This is a genomic window from Gordonia sp. LMA484 (assembly GCF_058129505.1).
In genome coordinates this window covers 4828377-4848770 of sequence record NZ_CM176700.1, presented here as the reverse complement: position 1 = coordinate 4848770, position 20394 = coordinate 4828377, and the positions used below count along the sequence as shown (strand labels likewise).

The window sequence follows — 20394 nt, the reverse complement described above, 5'->3', positions numbered from 1 at the left end:
CCATCGCCGCAGGTGGATCACGTGCAGGGCACTCGAAGAGGGAGAGCGTTGATGGACATGTCATTTCTCGGCGGGGACCATCCACACGGGAACGATCAGGCCGGCGAACCCACGGCCGATGTCACCTCCCCGGAAGATCACCTCTGGATGCACTCCGACGGCCGGATCTGGGACCTCGGACCGGCCGACGTGGACACCGACAACGACGGCATCGCCGACTCGTTGACCCGCAGCGGTGATGGTGGTGTCACCGTCTACACCGACTCCGACCACGACGGCCAGGTCGACAAGATCACCGAGGTCGACGCCGACGGCATCTTCTCCTCACGCGTGTTGGACCCGAACAGCGGAACTTGGGTCGCCACCGACACGGGTCGGCTGGGCTGACCGCATCTGACGGCCAGTGGGGTTGGACCGTTTCAATAGTGTGGGATTTGCCGCATCTGGATCACCCCGGTACCTAGCGGGCGCTCGGTGAACGTATTCTGTGGTGACGACGACATCGCGACGGCTCAATGCACCGTGCCGTCACCCCGGAGGAGACCCCATCATGACCTCAGCCACCATTCCCGGCCTGGACCCGAACACCGCCCCGACGAAACACGCCGGCCTCCTGGCCTGGGTCGCGGAGGTCGCCGAGTTGACGCAGCCGGAGCGGGTCGTGTGGTCCGACGGCAGCGACGAGGAGTGGAACCGCTTCACCGAGCAGCTGGTCGAGTCGGGCACCCTCATCAAGCTCAACGAGGACAAGAAACCGAACTCGTTCCTCGCCCAGTCCGACCCCGCCGATGTCGCCCGTGTGGAGTCCCGGACCTACATCTGCTCGAAGACCCGAGAGGATGCCGGCCCCACGAACAACTGGGTCGATCCGGACGAGATGCGCGCCACGATGACCGGGCTCTACCGCGGGTGCATGCGCGGTCGCACGATGTTCGTCATCCCCTTCTGCATGGGACCTCTCGGGTCCGACGACCCCAAGCTCGGCGTCGAGATCACCGACTCCGAATACGTCGTGCTGTCGATGCGGATCATGACCCGGGTCGGTCCGCAGGTTCTCGAACTTCTCGGTGAGGACGGCTTCTTCGTCAAGGCGCTGCATTCGGTCGGCGCGCCGCTGGAGCCCGGTCAGGCCGACGTGCCGTGGCCCTGCAACTCCGAGAAGTACATCTCGCACTTCCCCGAGGACCGTGAGATCTGGTCGTTCGGTTCGGGTTACGGCGGCAATGCCCTGCTCGGCAAGAAGTGCTACGCCCTCCGGATCGCCTCGGTGCTGGCCCACGACGAGGGCTGGCTGGCCGAGCACATGCTCATCCTCAAGCTCACCAGCCCGGAGAAGAAGGTCTACTACGTGGCCGCCGCCTTCCCGAGTGCCTGTGGCAAGACCAACCTCGCGATGATCCAGCCGACGATCCCGGGCTGGAGTGCCGAGACCGTCGGTGACGACATCGCCTGGATGCGCTTCGGCGACGACGGCCGCCTGTACGCGATCAACCCCGAGTTCGGGTTCTTCGGTGTGGCGCCGGGGACCAGCGACGACTCCAACCCGAACGCGATGCGGACCATCGAGGCGGGCAACACGCTCTACACCAACGTCGCACTCACCGACGACGGCGACATCTGGTGGGACGGCATCGGCGGCGAGACGCCGGCGCACCTCACCGACTGGCTCGGCAACGACTGGACGCCCGATTCCGACCACAAGGCCGCACACCCGAATTCGCGGTACTGCACTCCGCTGGACCAGTGCCCGTCGCTGGCTCCGGAGTGGGACAACCCCAAGGGCGTGCCGATCTCGGCGATCCTGTTCGGTGGACGCCGCAAGACCACCGTTCCTCTGGTCACCGAGGCTCGCGACTGGCAGCACGGGGTCTTCATGGGCGCCACGGTGGGCTCCGAGCAGACCGCGGCCGCCGAGGGCAAGGTCGGCACCGTGCGTCGCGACCCGATGGCGATGCTGCCGTTCCTCGGCTACCACATCGGCGATTACTTCGCCCACTGGCTCGACCTGGGCAAGAACGCCGACGCGAACAAGCTGCCGAAGGTCTTCTACGTCAACTGGTTCCGTCGTGGCGACGACGGCCGCTTCCTGTGGCCCGGATTCGGCGAGAACAGCCGTGTCCTCGAATGGATCGTCGGCCGGATCGAGGGACAGCACGAAGGTGTCTCGACCCCGATCGGCATCGTCGCGAAGCCGGAGGAGATCGACGTCGACGGGCTCGACGATGTCGCCTCCGAGGACATCGCGGCGGCTCTGGCGGTCAACCCCGACGAGTGGCGTCAGGAGATCCCGCTGATCGAGGAACTGTTCGAGTTCGTCGGCGACAAGCTGCCCACCTCGCTGCAGGACGAACTGGATCACCTCAAGCAGCGCCTGGCCTGACGCCGCACCTGGCTCGGCGGAGCCGACGTCGCGAACTCGCCCGACGGTAGCCGAGGGAACCCAAGAATTGGTCGAGAGAACCCAGCCCACATCGCGGCTGGGTTCTCTCGACGCAAATCTCGGTTCTCTCGGCCAATTCTTGGGTTCCCTCGGCCCCCATCGGGCCAGTGTGGCCCTTGCGTCACCACGGGGAGACCAGCGGCATCGGGTAGGGTGCACCCCTATGAGACTTCGCTTGTGGGGGGCGGCGATTGTGTCCGCTTGTGCTGTAGGTCTTTCCGCGACGACGGCGGGTGGGGCCGTCGCCGCGCCGCCGAGTCCGTCGCAGGGCGCGGTGGCCCTGTACCGCGATTCCACGGTGATCAGCGGTGTTCCGACCTTTGGCGCCATCTCGGGTCTGGACCGCACCGGTAACGGCACGTACGTCCTGATCTCCACCGACGTCGGTCGATTCGGTCCGGCTCGCACGTACTCCGCATCCATCCCGTTCAACTCGGTGACCGGATTCGCCGGTACCGGTCAGATCACCGGTGGCGGCACGGTCCTGGCTCCCGGCAACCTCCCGATCCTGCCCGGCGGTGCGCAGTTCGAGGGCATCCGGCGGGTCGGCGGCGACTACGTGGTCGCCAGCGGCGGCGCGAACCAGTTCGTCCGTGTCGTCGGCCCCCTGGGCAATCATCTTCGTGACCTGCCCCTTCCGGCCGCGTACCGCGTCAGCTCGAAATCCGGTCTCAACGGCCAGCGCGGGTTGACCGGCGTCGCGGTGTCGCCCGGCGACCGGATCAGCGCGATCACCGCCGGCGGGCTGAAGCAGGACCCGACCAACTCGGCCCGCCTGGTCACATGGGCCGGCCGCGGTACCTCGGAGTACGTCTACCGCACCGATCGGGACAAGGTCGCCGCGGATGTGCTGGCGGTGAACAACACCGACTTCCTGGTTCTCGAACGCGGCAAGGGTCGGGTCGCCCGCATCTATCTCGCGACCACCCGCGGCGCGCAGCGGGTGACGGGTAAGAAGCGGCTGTCGGGGAACGAGACCGCGATGCCGAAGAAGCAGATCTTCTCCACCGCCCCCCTCACCCGGCTGGACACCGGCAATATGTCGGGATTGGCGTGGGGCAATTGGCTTCCGGACCTCCCATGGCTCACCTACCGGTCACGGATTCTGTACATCGTGACCAACGACATGTTCGCCGGACCGACCCGCGTGCACGCGCTCGAAGTCCATCTGCCGAAGCACTGATCTGTCGGTCTGGGTCATCCCTGTGATCGACCCTGAGATTTCCGGTGGCCACTCAGGGATATTCCTGATGGCCAACCGGGCCGAGATTTGGCACGGTTGATGCCATGACATCGGCTAAAACGGACGACGCTTCGTTGCACACCCCCACGGTCGCCGCCGGCGCGACGGATCTGACCAAGGTTTACGGGACGGGTGACACCGTCGTCGAGGCACTACGTGGTGTCACCATCGAGTTCGCCAGTGGCGAGTTCACCGCCATCATGGGGCCTTCGGGATCGGGTAAGTCCACCTTGATGCACTGCCTGGCCGGACTCGACGTCGCGACCGGCGGCCGGGTGCACATCGGTGATGTCGACCTGACGGGCCTGTCGGACAAGGCGATGACCATGTTGCGGCGCGATCGGATCGGCTTCGTGTTCCAGTCGTTCAATCTCGTCCCGACCCTGACCGCGCGGGAGAACATCACGTTGCCGGTCGACATCGCCGGCCGTGACGTCGACACCGCCTGGTTCGACACGGTGGTGGACCGGTTGGGCATCACCGACCGTCTCAGTCACCTGCCGAGCGAACTGTCCGGCGGCCAGCAGCAGCGTGTCGCCTGCGCCCGGGCGCTGGTCGGCCAACCGGACATCATCTTCGGTGACGAACCCACCGGAAACCTGGATTCCCGTTCGTCGGGCGAGGTGTTGGAGATCCTGCGCGCGGCGACCGACGAGTTCGGGCAGACGGTCGTGATCGTCACGCACGATCCCCGCGCCGCCTCCTACGCCGACCGGGTGGTGTTCCTGGCCGACGGTCAGATCGTCCGGGAGTTGGCACGCCCGTCGGCCGATGACGTGTTCGAGGTGATGAGGAATCTCGACGGCGCCGGGAGCGGAGCGAGCGGGCCGGGTGTGTCGGGCGCCGGGAGCGGAGCGAGCGGGCCGGGTGTGTCGGGCGCCGGGAGTGCAGCGAGCGGGCCGGGTGTGCCTGCCGCGGAAGAGAATCCGTACGAGGTCCGCTGACACCATGGCAACCGCATCGGTGATGCGCCGGGTTTCGCTGCGAAATCTGCGCGCACACAAGCTCCGTCTGTTCCTGACGGTGTTCTCGATCGTCCTCGGCACGTCGTTCGTCGCGGGCTCGATCGTGTTCACCACCACCATCTCGAAGGCGTTCAACGACATCTTCGACTCGGCCGCCCCGGGGGTCGCGGTCGAGATCACCCCGGACAACAATCAGTCGCCGGGCGTGCCGCAGACGGTCATCGACGACCTGCAGAATCGCAGTTCCGAGCTGGGGATCGATCGGATCGTCCCGAATTACACGGGTACGGTCACGATCGCGAACTCGGAGGGCAAGGCGCTGCAGACCGGCGGTGCGCCCAGTATCGGCACCGCCTACCTGCCGCCCGACGCCGCCCTGTCGCCGGATGCGAGCAAGCTCCTGCCGGGCGGGCGTGGACCGACGAACGCCGGTGAGATCGCCTTGAACGCGTCGGCGGCTCAGAAGGCGGGACTGGAGGTCGGATCGACGACACAGCTGGTCTTGGGGCAGGGGTCGGCGCAGCCACGCGAGGTGAAGGTCGTCGGGCTGATCGACCTGCCGGGTTCCACCGGCGGATACGTGAACGTCCAGTTCGATCAGGCCACGGCACGAAGTCTGTTCTCCGACGGTCAGCACGCCGCCCAGGTGGACATGTCGGCGGTGGACGGGGTCAGCCCGACCGAGTTGCAGCAGCGTGTGGAGGCGGCGCTGCCTGCCGACACCTACAAGGTGCGTACCGGTGATCAGGTCCGGCAGGATCAGAAAGACCAGGTCAACCAGTTCCTCACCATCTTCACGGCAATTCTGTTGGCGTTCGCGGCAATCGGGCTCATCGTCGGAACGTTCATCATCTACAACACCTTCTCGATGATCGTCGCGCAGCGGAACCGGGAGTTGGCGCTGCTGCGTGCGGTCGGCGCGAGCCGGCGCCAGGTGTCACGGTCGGTGCTGTTCGAGGCGTTCGTCGTGGGCCTGCTCGGGGGCGTCCTCGGTCTGGGCATCGGGGTCGGCCTGGCAGCAGTGCTGAAGGCACTCACGACGTCCTCATCGGGACTCCCCGATGCGCCGTTGCAGGTGGGAGTCTGGGCGGTGGTGGCCGCGATGTTCGTCGGCGTGGTGGTCACGATGGTCAGCGCGTGGGTGCCTGCGGTCCGTGCTTCACGGGTGCCGCCGGTCGAGGCGATGCGGGCGGGGATGGCCGAGGGGTCCGCCCCGCTGGCGACCCGGACCATCGCCGGGATCGTGATCGGTCTCGCGTCCCTGGTGGCCATCGTGATCGGCGCGATGGGGGTGGGGACCGGTCCGGCGATCGCGGTCGGGATCGGTGCGGCGGGGGGTATCGCGGCGGTGGTGCTCGCCGGGCCCGCGTTGTCCCGGCCGATCGTCGGTGCGCTCGGATCGGTGATCGGTGCACCGTTCGGGCGGATCGGGAGGCTCGCCCGGACCAACGCCGTGCGCAACCCGCGCCGTACCGCGGCGACGGCTTTCGCGCTGACGTTGGGTTTGATGCTGGTCGCGGTGATCGGGACATTGGGTACGTCGTTCAAGGGCACCGTCGACGATGCCGTCGACACCGGCATGACAGCCGAGTTCATCGTCGCCGGCGCGAATCAGATGCCGGTGCCGGGCGCGGTGTCCGATGCGGTGGAGAAGGCCGACGGGGTCGGCTCGGCGGTGAGTTTCGGGATCATCCGTGCGAAGGTCGGCAACGAGACGGTCACCGGTTACGGCACTGTGGGCGGACAGCCGGCCGATGTCGTCGCCCTGTCGATGAAAGACGGTGCGTCCGACCAGTTGCCGGCCGACGGCATGATGGTCAGCGAACGGACCAGCGATGCGAACGGGTGGAAGCGCGGCGACGTGGTCACGTTCACCGGCCCGACCGGCGAGCAGGTTCCGGTCACCGTGTCCGGGGTGTATGCGGACAACGAGGCCGCACAGCCCTGGATGGTCGGACCGGACGTCTACGACCAACTGGTCCCCGCGACGGCCCAGGTGAGCGCGACGATCTTCGTGACGCCGAAGGCCGGGGTCAGCGCGGACACGCTACGCACGAGCCTGGAGAATGCCACCGATTCGTATCTGACCGTGCAGGTCATGGACCGCACCGAGTTCAAGAGTTCGGTGTCGAGCCAGATCGATCAGATGTTGGCGACCCTGTACGCGATGCTCGGCCTGGCGCTGCTGATCGCGGTGCTCGGGATCGTGAACACGCTGGCATTGTCGGTGGTGGAGCGCAAGCGTGAGATCGGCATGCTGCGTGCGGTCGGCATGTTGCGCGCCCAGGTCCGGCGCAGCATCTACCTGGAGTCGGTGCTCATCGCGATCTTCGGAGCGCTGATCGGGGTGGTCCTGGGCAGCGTGATCGGGGTGGCGCTGGTGCGGACGCTGGCGAAGTGGGGCCTCGGCACACCGGTGGTGCCGTGGAATCTCATCGTCGTCACACTCATCGCCTCGGCCGTGGTCGGCGTGCTGGCGGCTTTGTGGCCGGCTGTCCGGGCCGCCCGGACCCGACCGCTGGAGGCGATCGCGGAGGCGTGAGGTGACCGGTCGGCGCCGGGTCTCTGCTTCAGTTCCTCGTCGTCGACCTGATCTCTGCGGGCGTCTCCGGCACCGTCCGAGGGTCGGTGGCGGCCGACATCGCGCGCGGACTCAGGAACACGAGGATGGTCGCCCCGACCAGCATGATGGCACCCATGACGATGCAGGACGTGTTCAGCGGCCCGACGAAGGCCTGTCTGGCCTCGGCGGCGATCTGACCCAATGCGGTTGCCTGCCCGGGGTTCTGGGCGATGAGCGCATCGATCGTCTGCAGGGCCTCGGCGAGCGAGCGGGAGATGTGCTCACCCAGTTCGGTCGAGCCGGATGCCGAGGCGACGCGGTTGGCGACCGGCGCGATGTTGCCGGTGTAGCCGGCCGCGACGATGCTGCCGGTCAATGCGATGCCGATGGCGGCGCCGACCTCGCGGAAGGTGTCGTTGACGGCAGATCCCACCCCTTGGTTCGCCGACGGGGTGTTGGCCATGATCGCGGTGGTCGGCGGGGCGGTCGCGAAACCCTGCCCCGCCGAGCCGAGCAGCAGTAACGGCAGCAGCCCGAGGTAGGTGGTGTAGTTCAGCACGCCCATCAGGATCAGTGCGATGCCGGTGAGTCCGACGCCCAGCACGAGGATGGTCCGCAGTGAGTATCGGATGGCCAGCCAACTGCCCACCGGCGACAGGACCATGATGACCGCGATGAGCGGCAGCAGTGCGGTGGCGGCCATCAGCGGTGACATCCCGAAGTCGAGTTGCAGGCGTTGCAGAACGACGAAGAACAGACCCAGGGAGGCGAAGAACTGGACCAGGATCGTGAACGCGCCCGCGGAGAACGCCCGGTTGGCAAACAGCTGGACGTCGAGAAGTGGTGCGTCGCGGCGGTATTCGATGAGGACGAAGAGTGCCGCCAGTGTCAGCCCGACGATCAGCGCAGCGATGACGAGAGGGTCATCCCAGCCGCGGCTCGGCGATTCCAACAGGCCCAGGACGAACAGGAACACAGCGGATGTCGACAGGACGGCACCGGGCAGGTCGAACCGTTTCGGTTCATCGTCCCGCGACGACGCGATCGTGCATGACGCCAGCGCCAGCGCCGCCGCCACGACCGAGAAGCTCACGAAGATCGAGCGCCAGTTGAACAGCTCGAGCAGGAATCCGCTGACGAAGAAGCCCGCGATGCTGCCTGCGCCCGCGACGCCGGCCCAGATGGCCACCGCGAGGGGACGTCGCGCCTCGGGTAGCTCCGAGGTCAACAGGGACAACGTGGACGGCATGATCATCGCGGCGGCGGCCCCGGCCAGAGCACGGCTCGCGATGACGGCCGTGGGGTCGTCGAGCCAGAGGGGTGGCAGCGAAGCGATGGCGAACAATGCCAATCCGGCGATCAAGAGGCCGCGGCGGCCGTAGCGGTCGCCGAGCGCGCCACACGGAAGAAGGAGTGCGGCCAGCGCGACGGTGTAGGCATCGATCAGCCACGTCATCTGGGTGGAACTGGCACCGATGGACGGTCCGATGTCGGGCAGGGCGACGTTCAGTGCGGTCATCGCGCCCGCCACCAGCGACAATGCGGCGCAGGCCACGCACAGCAGCCAGATCCCGCGCGCCCCGATCCGCTCGTGATCCGTCACCATCTCGGTGACCATACACTCATTTACCTCTGTATGTTCAGGTTAGAGTGGCGCCATGGTGCGGCGAACGGGCTGGGGTGGCGTGCTGCCCGCCAGCGACGCCGACGCCGTCGCGCGCATCCTCGCGGCGACGCGTCGGGTGATCGAATCCGAGGGCGTCGGGGTGAGCGTCACGCACGTCGCGAAGGAACTGCAGGTCACCAGACAGACCGTGTACCGGTATTTCCCGAGCCTGCAGGCCCTGGTGCAGGCGGTTGCACTCGAGTCCGCCGAGGCGATGGTGCCGGCCATCCTCGACCGTGTCCGATCGACCACCGACCTGCCCGGTGCCGTGGTGGAACTCTTGGCGTCGGGTATCGAAGCACTGACCACCGACCGGGTGCTGGTCTTCTTGCTCGGTCAGGGCGCCACATCGGGTCTGCTCGGTGGGTCGATGACCGGCCCGGCGGCGCGCGTCCACGCGCGAACCATCATCGAGCGACTCGACATCGACTGGACCGGTCTCGGACTGGATGACGACGAGTTCGATCAGCTGCTGGAGTGGTGTCTCATCATCACGAGCGCCTACATCCAGCGTCCCGCCGACGAGATAGCCCGGCCGGATGAGTTGCGCACCTATCTGACCGACTGGCTGGCGCCGGCCATCCGGGCGAGAACGGCGCTCCGACCTGCATGAACTCCGGCGGCGTAGAGGAGCGCTCGCGGACGTGCGAAGGGCGGTCCTTCGTGACGCATCGCTCGTTCCTCGCGAGGCTCCTCAGGAACCGGTTGGAAGGTTGCGACCGTTCCTCCCCGGTCCCTGAGGCTTAGGAACCGGTTGAAAGGTTGCGACCGTTCCTCCCCGGTCCCTGAGGAGCGAGCTTGCGAGCGTCACGAAGGGCGGTCCTTCGTGACGCATCGCTCGTTCCTCGCGAGGCTCCTCAGGAACCGGTTGGAAGGTTGGGCTGGTTTCTCGCGAGGCTCCTCAGTAACCGGTTGGAAGGTTGCGACCGTTCCTCCCTCGGTCCCTGAGGAGCGAGCTAGTCCGAAAATAGAGGTGACGGGGCATGCTAGGGTGCCCCGCTCACGTTCGGGTGGTGAGTGGTTGGGTTCGTTGCGCTGTTGTTGTGTGGTGAGGTTCGGGCTACGCGGCCGGTTCGAGCGAGACCTGCCAGCCCAGTGACTGCAGGGCTTGGATGTGGTGGCGCGTGGCGCGGGTGGTGTTGCGGTGCTTGTCGTAGTGGTCGGGGCCGAGGTCCTCGAAGTGGGCGTCGGGATCGGACAGCAGCTGCCAGATGATGACGAGGATGGATCTGCCGACGGCGACGTTGGCCTTGTTCGTACCTCGGCGTCGCGCGATACGTCTGTAGCGGGCGCCGAGGAAGCTCCGCGACTTGGTGATCGAGGCGACGACCTCGCTCAGGGTGCGGGCCAGGTACTTGTTGCCCTTGCCGGTGGCACCGTTACCGGTGTTCTTGCCGGCACTGGATTTCACCCCGGGGGCGAATCGGGCCCACGACGTCAGGTGAGCGGGTGTGGGGAAGCGGGACATGTCCACACCGATCTCGGCGATCAACGCCGCGGCCGAAACATCAGAGATTCCGGGAATCTCACACAGGCGCTCGGCCTCGCGGACAAAAGGGGCCATGTGCTCAGTGATCTGATCATCGAGCATCGCGATCTCCTCGTCGGTGGAATCGATCCGTGCAAGCATGCGGGTGAGCAGGAAGCGGTGATCGTCGGTGAAACTGCCCAACGTGACACCCGCGAAGGCTTCGGTCAACTGCGGGATCTTGCGCCGCATCCGGGTGCGGGCCAGATCGGCCAATCGTTCGGGATCGGCCTGACCAGCGATCAATGCGTCCATCATCTCGCGCCCGGATACCCCGAAGATGTCCGAGGCCACCACCGACAGTTTGATACACGCATCCTCGAGGAGCTTTTCCACGCGACTCTTCTCCGCGGTGCGTTCGGAGACCAAGCTGATGCGGTAGCGAGTCAGTCGCCGCAACTGCCGCAGCTCTAGTGGCGGAACAAAACTTGGACGCAACATCTGACGTTCGGCAAGTTTGCACAGCCACACCGCATCCAGAGTGTCGGTCTTGGGCCGTCCCGGGACGTGCTTGACGTCATGAGCATTGACCAACCACGGATCAAGCTCATAGGCCTCGAACAGGTAGAACGGCGCTCGCCAATAATCGCTGGTCGCTTCCATCACCACCCGCGTCACGCCCAACTCACGCAAGTGATGGCCCAACGCCATCAACGACGGCACCATCGCTTTATGTTTGGTGACCTGTTGGTCGCGGCGTTTACGGCCAGTACCCGGCAGACGCACACAGCACACCACCTCGGCCTTGCCCACATCGAGCGCGGCGACCCGCTCGATGATCTGTTCCTCATCAACTACTTGCATCACCCCATCACCACCTTCGGTCGACTCGCACCCACTTCAGGGCGGCTGACCGGGGTCTGTTAGGGCACGAACTAATCTAGTCCTCGTACTCTCTGCCACCCGACTCGCGCCGAACAGCGTCGTTACAGTGAAGAGCCCACGACACAGACCCGCACCCGGCTTGCGAACGGCCTCAACAGTGCCAAAGATCGACGGCGTTGCCAGCCAGCCGCCCACTAATTTTCACGCCGGAACGAGCGTCCTGCCAAGGGCACATTGGCTTGCGAGCGTCACGAAGGGCCGACCGGGTCGAAATGACACAATCGGTGCCATGACCCGACCACCCGACGACCCCTGGGATCCGAATCGTGAAACCCCGGAGACGCGACGCTTCGAACCGTCTGACGACACCGCGGCGTACGACGAGACGGCAGCGTATGGGCCGACCGATGAGCTGCCCGGCCAGCCGCAGCCTCCCCATCAGCCCCCGCCCCATCAGCCCCCGCCACCCACAGCGGGGCATCCGGGTCAGTACGACGCGCCGCAGGCCTACACCCAGGCCGCGTACGGCCCGGGCTACGACCAGCCCGGATACGGGGAGCCGCCGCGACCCAAGAACACCGGGCGAACCGTCGGATTGATCTTGGCGGCACTGGTCGGCGTGGTGGTGGTGGCGCTGGTGGCGGTGCTGATCGCCCGTGGCTCCGGCGGCGACGACAGTTCCAGCGCCGGGGCGGCATCATCGACGACGAGCGACACCACGACGAGTGACGAGACGACGACCACCACGACCACCACCGACGAGACCACGACCACAACCACACCGACCGTCGCCCCGGGCGCGGTGGTCTATCAGTTGACCGGCAACGGGGACGTCGTCGCCATCCGCTACCTCAACGAGGGCAGTTCCGTCGTCGTCGCGGCCGCGGGCACACCGTGGTCACAGGCTGCGACGGTCGGCGGATCGTCGGCGGAGATCACCGCGATCGTCATCCGCGGTCCGGTGACCTGCAACATCCTCCGCGGACGGGATCTGTTGGCGTCGTCGACCAGCAACGGGGGGCCGTTGCGCTGCGCGGCGACCCTGCGCTGACGACACTGCGCTGACGACCGTGCGCTGACGACACCGCGCTGACGACCGTGCGCTGACGACACCGCGCTGACGACCGTGCGCTGACGACACCGCGCTGACGACCGTGCGCTGACGACCGGTGCCGAACAACCGGTCGTCAGTGCTTGCGCATCACCAGGACGAGATTCGTCCCGACGACCTCGCGGAGTCCCGGTACCCGCATCACCCACCACATCCAGTGCGGGAGATAACGCGGAAACGCGGCGACCAGCTCTGCCCGCGACCGGGTGGCTGCGGCCCATCGCAGGCCCTCACCCGCGGTCACCGGGAACAGCGACGTGCCGAACAGATTCTTGGGCGGGTGACCATGCCGGCGCGTGTACCAGCGCGCCGCCCGGTGCCCGCCGACGTAATGGGTCAACCCCATCTCGTGCCCGCCGAACGGACCCCACCACAGTGTGTAGCTGATGATGACCGTGCCCCCGGGCCGCGTGACCCGTAGCATCTCGTCGGCCATCTGCCATGGCCGCGAGGTGTGCTCGACGACGTTCGACGAGAACGTCACGTCCATCGAGCAGTCGGCGAACGGTAGGTGTTGGCCGGAACCGCGGACCGTTGCATGGTGGTCCATGCCGCCGGCGTGCATCTCGGCCGGATCGGGCTCGACGGAGATGTAGTGCGCACCTTCCCGGCCGAAAGCGTCGGCGAAGTATCCGGGCCCACCGCCGACGTCGAGGACCACCGCCCCGTCCGTCGACCCGGCGTGCCAGTCCGCGGTCATCCGCGCGGTGTCGGCGGCGATCGCGCCGTAGAACCGGGCGGGATCGGACTGTTCATAGCGGAAGTCGTTGAGCAGCCGTGCCGCGCGGCGCAGGGTGGCATGCCGCGCGAATGGGGCGGTGTTCGGTCGGGGCATCGGTCGATCACGCATCACTGTCGAGGGTGCCCCGTGACGTGGCGACGAGTTCACGCAGCCCGGCCATGAAGGTCTGCAGTGCGAAGCCGAACTCAGTGCCGAGATCCTTCGGCAGGGCGGGCGCCACCGTCGTGATCGCCGGATACTGGTCGGTGTCGAGCGCACGGTAGTAGTCCGCGGCGGCCGTTCGGTCGGCGATCTCGTCCTGAGTGAACTGCAGGGCGTAACCGATGATCAACCGGGCGAGCGCGTGATCGGCGGCCGCGGCGTCGGTGGGCGACAATCCCGCCCCCATCAGCAGGCGCAGCGACGTCTCGTAGCGCACCAGACCCATCGGGCCGAACTCGAGCTGGCCGGCGAACAGTTCCGCGGAGTGTGGGTGCCGGCACAGGACGTCGAAGGCGATCACCGCCGATCCCTCCACGATCGCGCCCCACTCGTCGCCGAGGTCAGCAGCGCCGATCTCGGCGACGACCTCGGTGAGCACGTGTTCGGCGAGGCGCCGGCACAGCTCGTCCTTGCCGCCGGGGAACTGTCGGTACAGGGTCGACGTCGACGAGCCGAGGCTGCGGGCCAACGCCCGCATACCGAGGGTCGCGACGCCTCCGGTAGACAGCAACCCGAGCGCGTCGGTCAGGATCGCCTCGGCCGGTAGCGGCGGGCGTCCTCGGGCTGGTTCGCTCATCGGGGTGTTCTCGTCCTTCGGCCGACAATTCTGTGGGTTCGCTCCCACGACTGGAACGGCGGAAACGTCTCAACTATCGTTGTAGACGTCCGTGGGATTATCGGCTACAGTGTAGCCGAAACGATGGCCACGGCCCGTTTTGCGGAAGGACTCCCAGAGGTCGGACGTGGTGTGGAGGGGATGCCACGTACGACCCTGGGATTTCCGTCCACACATCCTTCGCTTACCCACATCACCTACGCTGTTCTGCGATGACCGAGACCACCCACGTGCTCCTTCTGTGCTGGCGTGATACCGCGCACCCGCAAGGCGGCGGTAGCGAGCGTTACCTCGAGCGGGTCGGCGCGGAACTGGTCGAACGGGGCCTGCGGGTCACATTGCTCACCGCGGCCTACGAGGGCGCTCACGCGGAGGAGATGCGTGACGGGATCCGCATCCTGCGCGCGGGCGGACGGTTGTCGGTGTATCCACGGGCGTTCGCGACGATCCTGGCGGCCCGCTTCGGTCGCGGTCGGCTCGGGCGCTCGGCGCCCGACGTCGTCGTCGACACCCAGAACGGAATCCCGTTCTTCGCTGCGCTGGTCTCACCTGCGCCGACCGTGGTGTTGGTCCATCACTGTCATCGTGAACAGTGGCCGGTGGCCGGGCGGCTACTCGGACATCTCGGCTGGTTCCTCGAGTCGCGGGTGTCACCGTGGGTGCACCGTCACAACCGCTACGTCACGGTGTCCGGTCCGTCGGCGGGCGAGCTCGCCGGTCTCGGAGTCGGCGACGACCGGATCACGGTGATCCGTAACGGCGTCGACCCGTTGCCCGATTTCGGCTCCGACCCCCGTGGGGAAGATCTCGGACCGCGTCTGGCCGTACTGTCCCGTCTGGTTCCGCACAAACAGGTCGAGGATGCGCTGGCAGTGGTGGCCGAGCTGCGGCACACGCGACCCGATGTGCGCCTCGACGTGATCGGTGGCGGCTGGTGGTCGGATGAGTTGCGCAGGCATGCAGAGCAACTCGGCGTCGAGCGATTCGTCACCTTCCACGGGCACGTCGGTGAGGTCCGCAAACATCAACTGCTGGCGCAGGCCGATGTCCATCTGCTGCCGTCCCGCAAGGAGGGGTGGGGTCTGGCGGTCATGGAGGCGGCGCAGCACCGGGTGCCGACGATCGGCTATCGCAGCTCGGTCGGTCTGGTGGAATCCATCGAACACGGCGAGACCGGGCTCGTCGTCGACGGCGTCGACGAATTGGTGAGTGCGGCACGCAAACTCATCGACAACCCGGAGGAGGCGGCACGGCTCGGCGGCAACGCCGCGCGCAAGGCGGCCGGGTACTCGTGGTCGGTCACCGCGGACGGATTCGTCGAGGTGTTCGACGACGTGCGGCGTACAGCGCGAGGCCGACACCGCTGAGAATCGATGCCGACCAGATGACGTGGGCGATGATGACCGACGACCGCGCGGACGTCGAGGCGCCGAGATCGGCGACCGGCCCCGGCACGCGGTAGAGCGTGAGGTCGTGCCCGCGGAACGCGACGATCCCGTCACGCGCGAGATCCTCTGGCGGCGAGTCGTTCTCCACCACCACCCAGCCGATCCCGAGTGCTGCCAACCTCGCCGTCGATCCGCCGTGCGACAGCGCCGCGTCCACGTCCGCGCCACGTCCTGATGCGGGGTCGACGACCACCGAATCGACCGTGAGCTCACCGGAGTCGGTGACGGGTGCACGGACCATGCGCGGCAACGGGTTCAGTGACGGTCCAGTGGTGAAGGAGTACTGCCGCACCGCGCCGGTGGGCCACACGGCGACGGCGCCGGCGTCGGCCGGGACCAGTTGCGCGACCGCAGCCCAATCGGACGGATAGGTGACGGTCGAGATCTTGCCCCCGACACCCCAGGCGAGATCCGGAAGAGGCGCCGCGATCAGCAGGATCGCTGCGGCGAGCGCGAATCCGGCGGGCACCCAGCGGCGGGCCTCTGCGACAGCGGCGGCAACCGCCACGGCGAGGAACGGTACGAGCAGTGCAGAGTACTTCTGGGTGTCGCGGAACAGGCCCAATCCGGGGACCGTCGCGGCGAGCTGCGACAGGCCGTCGGCGACCGGGCCGATGGCGGCGACCGCCAGGGCCGCCGTGGTGACCGCGGCGAGGACGGCGAGTGCCACGACCGTCCCACTCTGCTCGTCGCGGCGTGTCCACAGCCACACAGATCCCAGCGCGACGACGATCAGAAGCGCCGCGGTCGCCACCGCCGCCCACCAGATCGTCCGGCTCGCCGGCACCGCGTCGGCGTTCCAGATACCGCCGAGACCGACGATGGTGCCGAGCGTGCCCAGGCCCGGCTCGGCACGGATACCGAACACCGCGAACCCGTCGGAGCCGCCGGTGGCGGTTGCGTTCCCGACGATCGTCGCGGTCAACCACGGCAGTGCACCGAGCAGCCAGATCCCGCAGGCGATCACGAACGCACGCAGGCGTCGGGCGATCAGCAACGGGATGGCCAGCACCGCGATCATCACGATCGCCGACAACATCGACCCGGTGGGGGTGAAGCCGGCGAGACCCGAGGCCGCCACCAGGTGTGCCCACGGAGCCCATGGCGCCCGGCCCCCGTCGTCAGGACCACCGCGGACGATGTCGACGGCGGCGACCACGATCCAGCCCAGGGCGGCGTAGGACACCAGCAGGCTCCAGTGGCCCTGCAGGAGACGTTCGGCCACATAGGGATTCCACACCGCGAGCACCGCCGCGGCCACCGCGCCGGTGCGGCCCGCCGCCCCGACGACTCGACCGGCGAGACGTCCGTACCCGACTCCGGCGAGGGTCAGGGCGGCAAAGGTGATCGCGGTGACGACCACACCACCGTCGACCACACGGCTGAGGCCGGCGACCACCCAGTCCTGGGGCACGGCACGCGGGGCCACACCGCCGATCCCGAGCGTCGTGTCGGTGACGAACGAGCGTGGGGTCGACACCGCATCCCGGTACAGGAGATGCCCGGAGCGCAACAGCGGCGCCAGGATGACCGCACTGCTGCTCGCGCTGACGACGAACAGCAGAGGCAGCACACCACGTCCGGCAGCCACTACAAGAGCGGCTCAGTAGTGGTGGGTGTCCGACGGCGCCGGTGAGTGCACCGGATCGTCGTCGTAGGCGGTGGCCTCGATACCGTAGGCGCGGGCCAGGTCGAGGATCTTCGTGGCCCGGGCGATGCGCGGCAGGTCCGAGCCGTTGCGGATCTCGCCTCCGTCGCGTTCGAACTCCGCGAAGAATTCCTTGGCCCAGCTGATCTCGTCCTGCGAGGGCGACAGTCCCTCGTTGACCGGGTGGCACTGGTCGGGCGTCAGGCAGATCTTGCCGGTCATGCCGAACTCGGCGCTGACCGCGGTGGCCTCGGACAGTTTCAGCGAACTCGATCCGACGGTGGGGCCATCGATTGCGCTCGGCAGGTGAGCGGCCTTGGCGGCGATGGTGAATCGCGATCTCGCGTAGGCGAGGGTGGCGGGATCGTCGCCGAATCCGGTGTCGCGGCGGAAGTCGCCGATACCGAACGCCAGCCGGAATGTGCCCTTCGCCGAAGCGATCTCGCTGATCCTCTCGAGTCCCCGAGCGGTTTCGACGAGTGCGACGATCGGGACGCCGGGCAGCCGCTTGGCGGTCTCGGTCACATGGTCGACCGATTCGACCATCGCCAGCATCACCCCGCCGACGGAGGTTTCCGCCAGGGCCGCGAGATCGTCGGCCCACCAGGGTGTTCCGAAACCGTTGACCCGGACCCAGTCGGAGTGGCCGTCGGCGAGCCAGGTGACCACGTTGTCGCGGGCGGACAGTTTGTCCTTCGGTGCGACGGCATCCTCGATGTCGAGGACGATGATGTCGGCGCGGGAGTGCGAGGCGGTCTGGAATCGGCCGGCCTGGGCGCCGTTGACGAGCAGCCAACTGCGCGCGAGCACCGGGTCGATGCGGAAGCCGAGGGGGGCATCCGGCCCGGTCGCGGCGCCGGTGTCAGGGTTCTGGTCGTACATCGGTGGCTTTCTCACGGTCGGGATGCTGCTCGAGGAATGCTCACCATCGTTGCCTATCGTCGACGCGCCGCGCAAAGCGCCCCGTTCCTCGCCCGACGCGGCGACGTGCAGACTTGATCGCATGGAACAGACCGACCGTGGTGGCCTGGCCGGTGCGCTGGGCTGGGTGGCCGCGGGGTCGATGATCGCCAATGTCTGTTCCTATGTGATCCATCTGACGGCGAGCCGGTGGTGGCTCGACACCGCCGACTACGGCGAGCTGGCGGTCGGGCTGACCGCCATGTTGGTGCTCACGGTCGCGGCTCTGGCGCTGCAGGCCGTCGTCGCCCGGGCGGTCGTCCGCCATGCCGATCCCGCCCGGATTCGTCGCGTCACGGTGCAGACCTCGGTCGCCATGGTCGGCGTGGTCGTCGTGGCCACCCCGCTGGTGGCGTGGGTGGCGTCGATGGGGCTGGTCACCTCGGCCGCCGCGCTGGCCGCTGCTCCGCTGCTGACGGTGATCGGCGCCGGGCAGGGGGTGTTGCAGGGCCGCGGGCAGTTCCGGTTGCTCGGCTGGGTGCTGGCCGGCGTCGGACTCGTGCGTACGGTCCCGGTGATCGGGGCGCTGGCGGCCGGTGCGGGCCCCACCGGGGCATTGGCTGCGGGGGCGGGTGGCGCCGCCGTCGCCGCGGTTCTGGTGTTGTGGGCGACGCGGTTCTCGGATCGGTCCCGGCCGACCGTCCCGGCCGTGGACAGCTCCGGCCTCGACCTGCTCGACGTGGTGCGTGCCTCCGGTGTGCAGCTGGTGCTGATCGTCGCCGTCTCCATCGACCTGCTCCTGTCGCGGACCGTCCTGTCACCGGACGCCGCCGGCATCTACGCTCTCGGTGCCATCGCCACCAAGGTGGCGTTCTGGCTCCCGCAGGCCGTCGGTGTGGTCTTCTATCCGCGACTCGCCGATCCGGCCACCTCGCGGCGGTCCCTGAGACACGCCGTCGTCGTGGTCGCCGTGATCGGCGTCGTCGTCACAATCGGCGCAGGTGTCGCGGGTCCGCTGGTGCCGGTCGTCGTCCGTCCCGAATATCAGCCGCTGGTACACATTCTGTGGCTGTTCGCCTACACCGGATCGATGCTCGCCATCCTGCAGGTATCCCTGCTGTCCGCGATCGCGCGGCGGGAGACGGTGGTCTCGCTGGTGACATGGCTGGTGGTCGGTGCCGAGGTGATCGTGATCCTGACGGTCGTCCACGGCATCCTCGCGCTCGCGGTCACCGCTGCGGTGGGCGCCACGGTGGCCGCGGTCACGACGACGCTGGCGGGTCTGCGTCGGGTGCCGATCGGGGACGCCGTCGTCGCGGGCGCCACGCCGGATTGACGATGACCAGCCCGGCGCCGATGGCGGCGACACCGGCGACGACGGCCAGCAACGGTATGACGCGACCCCAGATCGTGATCGGGGTGGCCAGCGCCGTGGCCCGCTCGCTCAGTCGGTGTCGGGTCCGCTCGTCGTAGGCGAAGGTCGCCGACAGGTTGGTCAGCCGCTGGTCGGGCAGGCTGGTGTCGATGAACCGGTAGGTCTCGTCGACGGTGATCCGGGCGTCCAGGATGGTGCCGGTGGTGGGGTCCACCGAGAGTTCCCATCGGCCGGCGTGATGCAGCGTGGCCGTCACCGGTCGTGCCGGGTCGACTCCGTCGAGACCGAACCAGGATGCGGGGCGGGTGATGATGGTCGGCGGAGTGCTCTGCGCGGTGCCGTTGCCGATCTGGTGCAGGTCGGTGTCGGGGACGTCGGCGACGAATCGGCCGGCGTCACGGCCGTGGACGGTGGTGTCGCCGGTGTAGCGCAGGGGCACCGTCCGGCGGGTGGTGACGTCGAAGAAGAGGTGATCGGTCGTCGACACCCCGAACGGGAGCAGATAGGTGTAACCACGGCGGTCGGGCACCCGGATCGGGGCGGCGTCACTGTCGTACTGGATCTCCGAACTGCCCGGCTGACCGTCGGTGGAGTGGGTGAGGTCGGGCAGCGCCGTGGTCCGGTCGAGGGTGACGCGATCACGCACCGCGTTGACGGTCGGGTCGGTGCACGGCGACTCGCCGGCCGGGCGCGCGACCTCGCTGCCGGGCCGCGGTGCGCCGGGGTCCACCTCACGGCCGTCGATCGTGAGGTGTTCGGCCTGGATCGAGGTGCCCGCCTGCAGGGTGACGCGATCGGCATCGGCGGGTCGGACCGCCACGAACCGCTGTTGGTGGACGAGTGCGGCGTCGACGACACGGGCCTTCGGTGTCGCCAGCGAGCACCGGTCGAGGATGCGGGCGGGTTCGGTGGTCGCCGCCGCGGTGGTGACGTCGGTGCTCAGCGGAATGGTGCGCAGATTGTCGACGAAGACGGTCGGCAGGGCGATGGCCGCCGCCAGCAGGAAGCCGCCGACGAAGATGAGGACCGGCCCGATCAGATCGCTCGTCGACAGACGACTCGGACCGGCTGAAGGCATAGGGGCGAGCCTACTGATCACGGTCGGGGCCCCTTCGCGGCTACC

Annotated in this window: 16 protein-coding genes; 9 read left to right on the top strand and 7 right to left on the bottom strand. The window is 67.8% G+C overall.

Annotation, left to right across the window (positions count from 1 at the left end):
- The first annotated feature begins 57 nt into the window (after positions 1-57).
- The 5 genes from AC4AMJ_RS21510 to AC4AMJ_RS21490 all read left to right on the top strand — a co-directional run bounded on the left by AC4AMJ_RS21510 (position 58) and on the right by AC4AMJ_RS21490 (position 7190).
- Positions 58-387, top strand: coding sequence for a DUF6802 family protein (locus tag AC4AMJ_RS21510; RefSeq protein ID WP_489900736.1), 330 nt, complete (start codon positions 58-60; stop codon positions 385-387).
- 163 nt (positions 388-550) lie between these two features.
- On the top strand, positions 551-2380 hold the full coding sequence (locus tag AC4AMJ_RS21505; protein WP_489914570.1) for a phosphoenolpyruvate carboxykinase (GTP): 1830 nt from the start codon (positions 551-553) through the stop codon (positions 2378-2380).
- A gap of 223 nt (positions 2381-2603) precedes the next feature.
- Positions 2604-3623 (top strand): esterase-like activity of phytase family protein, encoded by a 1020-nt coding sequence (locus AC4AMJ_RS21500; protein ID WP_489914568.1) that lies wholly within the window; start codon positions 2604-2606, stop codon positions 3621-3623.
- 104 nt (positions 3624-3727) lie between these two features.
- A complete protein-coding gene (locus AC4AMJ_RS21495; RefSeq protein WP_489914566.1) occupies positions 3728-4627 on the top strand; it encodes an ABC transporter ATP-binding protein in 900 nt (299 codons plus the stop codon).
- 4 nt (positions 4628-4631) lie between these two features.
- A complete protein-coding gene (locus AC4AMJ_RS21490; RefSeq protein WP_489899102.1) occupies positions 4632-7190 on the top strand; it encodes an ABC transporter permease in 2559 nt (852 codons plus the stop codon).
- Positions 7191-7218: 28 nt separating this feature from the next.
- Here AC4AMJ_RS21490 and AC4AMJ_RS21485 read toward each other — a convergent pair whose 3' ends face one another.
- Positions 7219-8817, bottom strand: coding sequence for an MFS transporter (locus AC4AMJ_RS21485; RefSeq protein ID WP_489899103.1), 1599 nt, complete (start codon positions 8815-8817; stop codon positions 7219-7221).
- Positions 8818-8869: 52 nt separating this feature from the next.
- Here AC4AMJ_RS21485 and AC4AMJ_RS21480 point away from each other — a divergent pair, with 52 nt between their 5' ends.
- The gene (locus AC4AMJ_RS21480) at positions 8870-9490 is read left to right on the top strand and encodes a TetR/AcrR family transcriptional regulator (protein WP_489899104.1); all 621 of its coding nucleotides are present in this window, start codon (positions 8870-8872) and stop codon (positions 9488-9490) included.
- Positions 9491-9937: 447 nt separating this feature from the next.
- Here the strand turns inward: AC4AMJ_RS21480 and AC4AMJ_RS21475 are convergent, their stop codons facing one another.
- On the bottom strand, positions 9938-11209 hold the full coding sequence (locus AC4AMJ_RS21475) for an IS110 family RNA-guided transposase (RefSeq protein ID WP_489896097.1): 1272 nt from the start codon (positions 11207-11209) through the stop codon (positions 9938-9940).
- A gap of 310 nt (positions 11210-11519) precedes the next feature.
- On the opposite strand from AC4AMJ_RS21475, the gene AC4AMJ_RS21470 reads away from it, so the two are divergent.
- Positions 11520-12281: a hypothetical protein gene (locus tag AC4AMJ_RS21470; protein ID WP_489914564.1), complete on the top strand. Its 762-nt coding sequence runs from the start codon at positions 11520-11522 to the stop codon at positions 12279-12281.
- A 136-nt stretch (positions 12282-12417) separates the two neighbouring features.
- Here the strand turns inward: AC4AMJ_RS21470 and AC4AMJ_RS21465 are convergent, their stop codons facing one another.
- Both AC4AMJ_RS21465 and AC4AMJ_RS21460 read right to left on the bottom strand, forming a co-directional pair.
- Positions 12418-13191 (bottom strand): class I SAM-dependent methyltransferase, encoded by a 774-nt coding sequence (locus AC4AMJ_RS21465; RefSeq protein ID WP_489914562.1) that lies wholly within the window; start codon positions 13189-13191, stop codon positions 12418-12420.
- Entirely contained in the window at positions 13184-13861 is a 678-nt protein-coding gene (locus AC4AMJ_RS21460; protein ID WP_489899107.1) for a TetR/AcrR family transcriptional regulator, read from the bottom strand. The genes AC4AMJ_RS21465 and AC4AMJ_RS21460 overlap by 8 nt, the downstream gene beginning before the upstream one ends.
- Before the next feature lie 251 nt (positions 13862-14112).
- On the opposite strand from AC4AMJ_RS21460, the gene AC4AMJ_RS21455 reads away from it, so the two are divergent.
- A complete protein-coding gene (locus AC4AMJ_RS21455; protein WP_489914560.1) occupies positions 14113-15267 on the top strand; it encodes a glycosyltransferase family 4 protein in 1155 nt (384 codons plus the stop codon).
- Here the strand turns inward: AC4AMJ_RS21455 and AC4AMJ_RS21450 are convergent.
- Complete coding sequence (locus tag AC4AMJ_RS21450; protein ID WP_489899109.1) at positions 15200-16939, bottom strand: MmpA family trehalose lipid delivery protein; 1740 nt, start codon at positions 16937-16939, stop codon at positions 15200-15202. The genes AC4AMJ_RS21455 and AC4AMJ_RS21450 overlap by 68 nt on opposite strands.
- A gap of 12 nt (positions 16940-16951) precedes the next feature.
- Positions 16952-17878, bottom strand: a complete 927-nt coding sequence (locus tag AC4AMJ_RS21445) for an HpcH/HpaI aldolase/citrate lyase family protein (RefSeq protein ID WP_489918482.1) — start codon at positions 17876-17878, stop codon at positions 16952-16954.
- A 121-nt stretch (positions 17879-17999) separates the two neighbouring features.
- Here AC4AMJ_RS21445 and AC4AMJ_RS21440 point away from each other — a divergent pair, with 121 nt between their 5' ends.
- On the top strand, positions 18000-19232 hold the full coding sequence (locus AC4AMJ_RS21440) for a polysaccharide biosynthesis protein (RefSeq protein ID WP_489914558.1): 1233 nt from the start codon (positions 18000-18002) through the stop codon (positions 19230-19232).
- Here AC4AMJ_RS21440 and pgfA read toward each other — a convergent pair.
- The gene (pgfA, locus tag AC4AMJ_RS21435; RefSeq protein WP_489899111.1) at positions 19159-20349 is read right to left on the bottom strand and encodes a cell envelope lipid trafficking protein PgfA; all 1191 of its coding nucleotides are present in this window, start codon (positions 20347-20349) and stop codon (positions 19159-19161) included. The two genes, AC4AMJ_RS21440 and pgfA, sit on opposite strands and share 74 nt — an antisense overlap.
- Positions 20350-20394: the final 45 nt, after the last annotated feature.

Excerpts from the sequence above, each read along its gene's own strand:
- AC4AMJ_RS21505 (WP_489914570.1), top strand. The coding sequence starts at position 551 with ATGACCTCAGCCACCATTCCCGGCCTGGACCCGAACACCGCCCCGACG.
- AC4AMJ_RS21455 (WP_489914560.1), top strand. The coding sequence starts at position 14,113 with ATGACCGAGACCACCCACGTGCTCCTTCTGTGCTGGCGTGATACCGCG.
- pgfA (WP_489899111.1), bottom strand. The coding sequence starts at position 20,349 with ATGCCTTCAGCCGGTCCGAGTCGTCTGTCGACGAGCGATCTGATCGGG.
- AC4AMJ_RS21445 (WP_489918482.1), bottom strand. The coding sequence starts at position 17,878 with ATGTACGACCAGAACCCTGACACCGGCGCCGCGACCGGGCCGGATGCC.
- AC4AMJ_RS21470 (WP_489914564.1), top strand. The coding sequence starts at position 11,520 with ATGACCCGACCACCCGACGACCCCTGGGATCCGAATCGTGAAACCCCG.
- AC4AMJ_RS21440 (WP_489914558.1), top strand. The coding sequence starts at position 18,000 with ATGGAACAGACCGACCGTGGTGGCCTGGCCGGTGCGCTGGGCTGGGTG.
- AC4AMJ_RS21490 (WP_489899102.1), top strand. The coding sequence starts at position 4,632 with ATGGCAACCGCATCGGTGATGCGCCGGGTTTCGCTGCGAAATCTGCGC.
- AC4AMJ_RS21510 (WP_489900736.1), top strand. The coding sequence starts at position 58 with ATGTCATTTCTCGGCGGGGACCATCCACACGGGAACGATCAGGCCGGC.
- AC4AMJ_RS21465 (WP_489914562.1), bottom strand. The coding sequence starts at position 13,191 with ATGCGTGATCGACCGATGCCCCGACCGAACACCGCCCCATTCGCGCGG.
- AC4AMJ_RS21495 (WP_489914566.1), top strand. The coding sequence starts at position 3,728 with ATGACATCGGCTAAAACGGACGACGCTTCGTTGCACACCCCCACGGTC.
- AC4AMJ_RS21475 (WP_489896097.1), bottom strand. The coding sequence starts at position 11,209 with ATGCAAGTAGTTGATGAGGAACAGATCATCGAGCGGGTCGCCGCGCTC.
- AC4AMJ_RS21485 (WP_489899103.1), bottom strand. The coding sequence starts at position 8,817 with ATGGTGACGGATCACGAGCGGATCGGGGCGCGCGGGATCTGGCTGCTG.
- AC4AMJ_RS21460 (WP_489899107.1), bottom strand. The coding sequence starts at position 13,861 with ATGAGCGAACCAGCCCGAGGACGCCCGCCGCTACCGGCCGAGGCGATC.
- AC4AMJ_RS21480 (WP_489899104.1), top strand. The coding sequence starts at position 8,870 with ATGGTGCGGCGAACGGGCTGGGGTGGCGTGCTGCCCGCCAGCGACGCC.
- AC4AMJ_RS21500 (WP_489914568.1), top strand. The coding sequence starts at position 2,604 with ATGAGACTTCGCTTGTGGGGGGCGGCGATTGTGTCCGCTTGTGCTGTA.